This window comes from Methylobacterium sp. WL116 (assembly GCF_008039455.1).
Classification (GTDB): Bacteria; Pseudomonadota; Alphaproteobacteria; order Rhizobiales; family Beijerinckiaceae; genus Methylobacterium.
On the sequence record NZ_VRUV01000397.1, the window covers coordinates 1 to 4,245 of the forward strand.

Consider the following 4,245-nt stretch of genomic DNA (forward strand, 5'->3'; position numbering starts at 1 on the left):
GCCCTGTCGCTCGCCGCCGCCGTGCGCCTCGCCCTGCCGGGGGGCGCCTTCGCGCAGGGCGCGGGCCCCGAGGTCAAGGGGGCCAAGCTCGGCTTCATCGCGCTGACCGACGCCGCCCCGCTCTTCGTCGCCAAGGAGAAGGGCATCTTCGCCAAGTACGGCCTGCCCGACGTCGAGGTGATGAAGCAGGCGTCGTGGGGCACCACCCGCGACAATCTCGTGCTCGGCTCCGAGGGCAACGGCATCGACGGCGCTCACATCCTGACGCCGATGCCCTACCTGATCACGGCCGGCCGGGTGACGCAGAACAACCAGCCGACGCCGATGTACATCATGGCCCGGCTCAACTTGAACGGGCAGTGCATCTCCGTCGGCAAGGAGTACATGCCCGACAAGGTCGCCCTCGACGCCAAGCCCTTCAAGGCGGCCCTGGAGCGGAAGAAGGCCTCGGGCAAGCCGGTCAAGGCGGCGATGACCTTCCCGGGCGGCACCCACGACCTCTGGATCCGCTACTGGCTCGCCGCCGGCGGCATCGACCCCGACAAGGACATCGAGACCATCGTCGTGCCGCCGCCCCAGATGGTGGCGAACATGAAGGTCGGCACGATGGACTGCTTCTGCGTCTGCGAGCCGTGGAACGCGCAGCTCATCACGCAAGGGATCGGCTACACCGCGCTCACCACCGGCGAGTTGTGGAAGGACCATCCGGAGAAGGCCTTCGCCATGCGAGCGGCCTGGGTCGACAAGCACCCGATCGCCGCCAAGGCGCTCCTGATGGCGGTGCTGGAAGCCCAGCAATGGTGCGACAAGCCCGAGAACCGGGACGAGCTCGCCGGCATCGTCGCCAAGCGCCAGTGGATCAACATCGCGGTCACCGACGTGATCGACCGGATGAAGGGCAAGTTCGATTACGGCGACGGCCGCGTCGTCGAGAACAGCCCCCACACCATGAAGTTCTGGGCCGACAACGCCTCGTACCCGTACCAGTCGCACGATTCCTGGTTCCTCACCGAGGACATCCGCTGGGGCAAGTTCGACGCGCAGACCGACACCAAGGCGCTGATCGCCAAGGTGAACCGCGAGGACCTCTGGCGCGACGCGGCCAAGACGCTCGGCGTCTCCGCGATCCCGACCAGCACGTCCCGCGGCAAGGAGACGATGTTCGACGGGAAGGTCTTCGATCCCGAGAACCCCGCCGCCTACCTCGCCAGCCTCGGCATCAAGAAGGTCTCGTGATGGCCGCCACCTCGACGATCGCCGACAAGACCGCCCTCGGCACCGCCGCCCGCGATGCCGCCGCCGTGAAGAGCCGCACGCCCTTCCTCACCGCCAAGCGGGCGAAGGGCCTGGCCGCCAACCTGATCCCGCCGCTCGTGGTGCTCGCGGCCTTCCTGCTGTTCTGGGAGGTCGCGTGCTCGCGGCCCACCGCCGGCCTGCCGCCGCCCTCGCGGGTGGTGACGGAGGCCTGGGACATCATCGCCCACCCGTTCTACGACAACGGCGGCACCGACAAGGGCCTGTTCTGGCACATCTCGGCCAGCCTCCAGCGCGTCGCCTTCGGCTTCGCGCTGGCGGCGATCGTCGGAATCCTGACCGGCACGCTGGTCGGCCAGTCCGACTGGGCGATGCGCGGCCTCGACCCGATCTTCCAGGTGCTGCGCACGATCCCGCCGCTGGCCTGGCTGCCGCTGTCGCTCGCCGCCTTCCGCGACGGGCAGCCCAGCGCGATCTTCGTGATCTTCATCACCTCGATCTGGCCGATCATCATCAACACCGCGGTCGGCATCCGCAACATCCCGCAGGACTACCGCAACGTCGCCGCGGTGATCCGCCTGAACCCGATCGAGTTCTTCATGAAGGTCATGCTTCCGGCGGCGGCCCCGTACATCTTCACCGGGCTTCGCATCGGCGTCGGGCTGTCCTGGCTCGCCATCGTCGCCGCCGAGATGCTGATCGGCGGCGTCGGCATCGGCTTCTTCATCTGGGACGCCTGGAACTCCTCACACATCAGCGAGATCATCGTGGCGCTGGTCTATGTCGGCGTCATCGGCTTCGTCCTCGACCGGCTGGTGGCGGCGGTCGGCCAGGTCGTCACCCGCGGCACCAGCGCAGCTTGAGGACCGGGACCATGGCCAACCCATCCCATCTCGACCTCTCGCAGGTCGGCATCAGCTTCACCCGCGGCGGCATCACCACCGAGGTGCTGCGCGACGTGAACCTCAAGGTCGCCAAGGGCGAGTTCGTCTCGATCATCGGCCATTCCGGCTGCGGCAAGTCGACGGTGCTCAACATCGTCGCCGGGCTTCTGAAGAGCTCGACTGGCGTCACTCTGCTCGACGGCAAGGAGGTGTCGTCGCCCGGGCCCGAGCGGGCGGTGGTGTTCCAGAACCATTCGCTGCTGCCTTGGCTCACGGTGCGCGAGAACGTGGCGCTCGCCGTCGACAAGGTGCTCGCCAGGACGAAGTCGAAGGCGGAGCGCAAGGCCTGGATCGAGCACAACCTCGCCCTGGTGAACATGGTGCACGCCGCCGACAAGCGGCCGTCCGAGATCTCCGGCGGCATGAAGCAGCGCGTCGGCATCGCCCGGGCGCTCGCCATAGAGCCGACGGTGCTGCTGATGGACGAGCCGTTCGGCGCCCTCGACGCGCTGACCCGCGCCCATCTCCAGGATCAGCTCATGGAGATCCAGGTGCGCCTGCGGAACACGGTGATCATGATCACCCACGACGTGGACGAGGCGGTGCTCCTGTCCGACCGCATCGTGATGATGACCAACGGCCCGTCGGCCACCATCGGCGAGGTGCTGACCGTGCCGATGCCGCGCCCGCGCCGTCGGCTCGAGCTGGTCGAGGACAAGGACTACGTCCATTGCCGGGCGGAGGTGCTGGAATTCCTCTACGCGCGCCACGCCAAACCGGCTTTGGCCGCCTGAGCGAACGCCGGGCGCGCGCCGGCGCATCCATTGCCAGGGCCGCAAACAGAAAGGCCGGCGCCCCTCGCGGGAGCGCCGGCCTCGTCGTTCGACCTCGGATCAGCGGCTCTTCTTGTAGAGCTTGCTCGCGATCTCGAAGATCTCCTCGGGCGCGTAGTCGGGGGCGAAGGCACCGTAATTGCCGTCGAGCTCCGGGATCTTGCCGCCCTCGGGGTGGCCGTCGACGATCTCGAGCTGGCCGGGCGGATCACCCGGCAGCGCGACCTCGTCGTTCGACCAGACGCCGGCGGCTTCCGCGTAGTCGTTCGGGCTGAAGGTGTAGAGGCGGCGGTGGCTCCCCTCCTGCAGGTACTTCTGGCACTCGGGGATCTTGTCGAGGACGATGTTGGGCGTCGGCAGCATCTTCTCGATCTCGACGCCGGTGAGCTTCTTCAAGGCCAGCGCGTAGGCGTGGGCGTGGACCGAGCCGCGCACCAGCAGGTAGCCGCAGACCTCGCGACCGGTCGGGTCCGTCAGGGTCTCGTAGACGCGCAGCTTGTGCAGGCGGGCGCCGCATTCGAGGTGGAAGTTGTGCAGCAGGTCGATGATCAGATTACCGGTCGTCGTCACCATGTCCATGTTCCAGGACGCGGCGTTCGAGTTCATCGGCATCGCGCCGCCGCCGTTCGATAGGAAGCTGCCGGCGAGCCGGATGTCCTTCATGTCCTCGAAGGGCGCCTTGGAGATGTCGACGTCCTTGGTGTCGTCGCCGGGGCCGTTGTTCAGCATCGAGACGCCGGTCGAGACCAGCTCGACGTGGCCGAGCTCCTCGGCGAAGATGCTGGAGACCAGGCTGTAGAACGGACGCAGCTTGGACTTGTTGCGGAAATTGAAACTCTGGAACATGTAGTTCCCGAGGGTGGACATCTCGCCGTACTTGCCGCCGAGCAGCTCCTGCAGGGCCGCAGCGGCGTTCGGATCGGGTCGCTTCGGCTGCGGAAGCTCGGCCTGCAGCTTGTCGATGCGCATGAACATGGGTTGGGATCCTTATCGCCGGAGCGCCGGGACGTGTTGGTGCTACCGCCGAGCGGCGCCCTTGTTCCTGGCGACGGACCGATAGCCGCGCATCGCAACCGCGCGACGGCGAGCCCGGCCCGCGCCGGCGGCCGGACTTTCGGCGGCGTCCGGACCTTCATCCTTGGATTGCATAGCGCGGTGGATGCGGTCGCGCGGACGGGCACGGCGCGCCGCCATCCTGCTCGCGGATCGCCGTCTCGCAGACCGGGCCGGACCCGTCGGCGTCACGGCGGCCGAGCCTCCAGCCGCATCGTGCC

General features: G+C 67.8%; 4 protein-coding genes. 3 read left to right on the forward strand and 1 reads right to left on the reverse strand.

Annotation, left to right across the window (positions count from 1 at the left end; translation table 11 throughout):
• The 3 genes from FV223_RS21275 to FV223_RS21285 form a co-directional block, all read left to right on the forward strand.
• A partial coding sequence (locus tag FV223_RS21275; RefSeq protein ID WP_147728867.1) for a CmpA/NrtA family ABC transporter substrate-binding protein occupies positions 1–1,236 on the forward strand: 1,236 nt, incomplete at its 5' end.
• Positions 1,236–2,117 carry a nitrate ABC transporter permease gene (gene ntrB / locus FV223_RS21280; protein ID WP_147728868.1) on the forward strand — a complete coding sequence of 294 codons (882 nt, stop codon included), beginning with the start codon at positions 1,236–1,238 and terminating at the stop codon, positions 2,115–2,117. The genes FV223_RS21275 and ntrB, both read left to right, overlap by 1 nt.
• An 11-nt stretch (positions 2,118–2,128) precedes the next feature.
• Positions 2,129–2,932 (forward strand): ABC transporter ATP-binding protein, encoded by an 804-nt coding sequence (locus FV223_RS21285; protein ID WP_147728869.1) that lies wholly within the window; start codon positions 2,129–2,131, stop codon positions 2,930–2,932.
• Between the two features lie 99 nt (positions 2,933–3,031).
• Here the strand turns inward: FV223_RS21285 and FV223_RS21290 are convergent, their stop codons facing one another.
• The gene (locus FV223_RS21290; RefSeq protein WP_147728870.1) at positions 3,032–3,946 is read right to left on the reverse strand and encodes a manganese catalase family protein; all 915 of its coding nucleotides are present in this window, start codon (positions 3,944–3,946) and stop codon (positions 3,032–3,034) included.
• Positions 3,947–4,245: the final 299 nt, after the last annotated feature.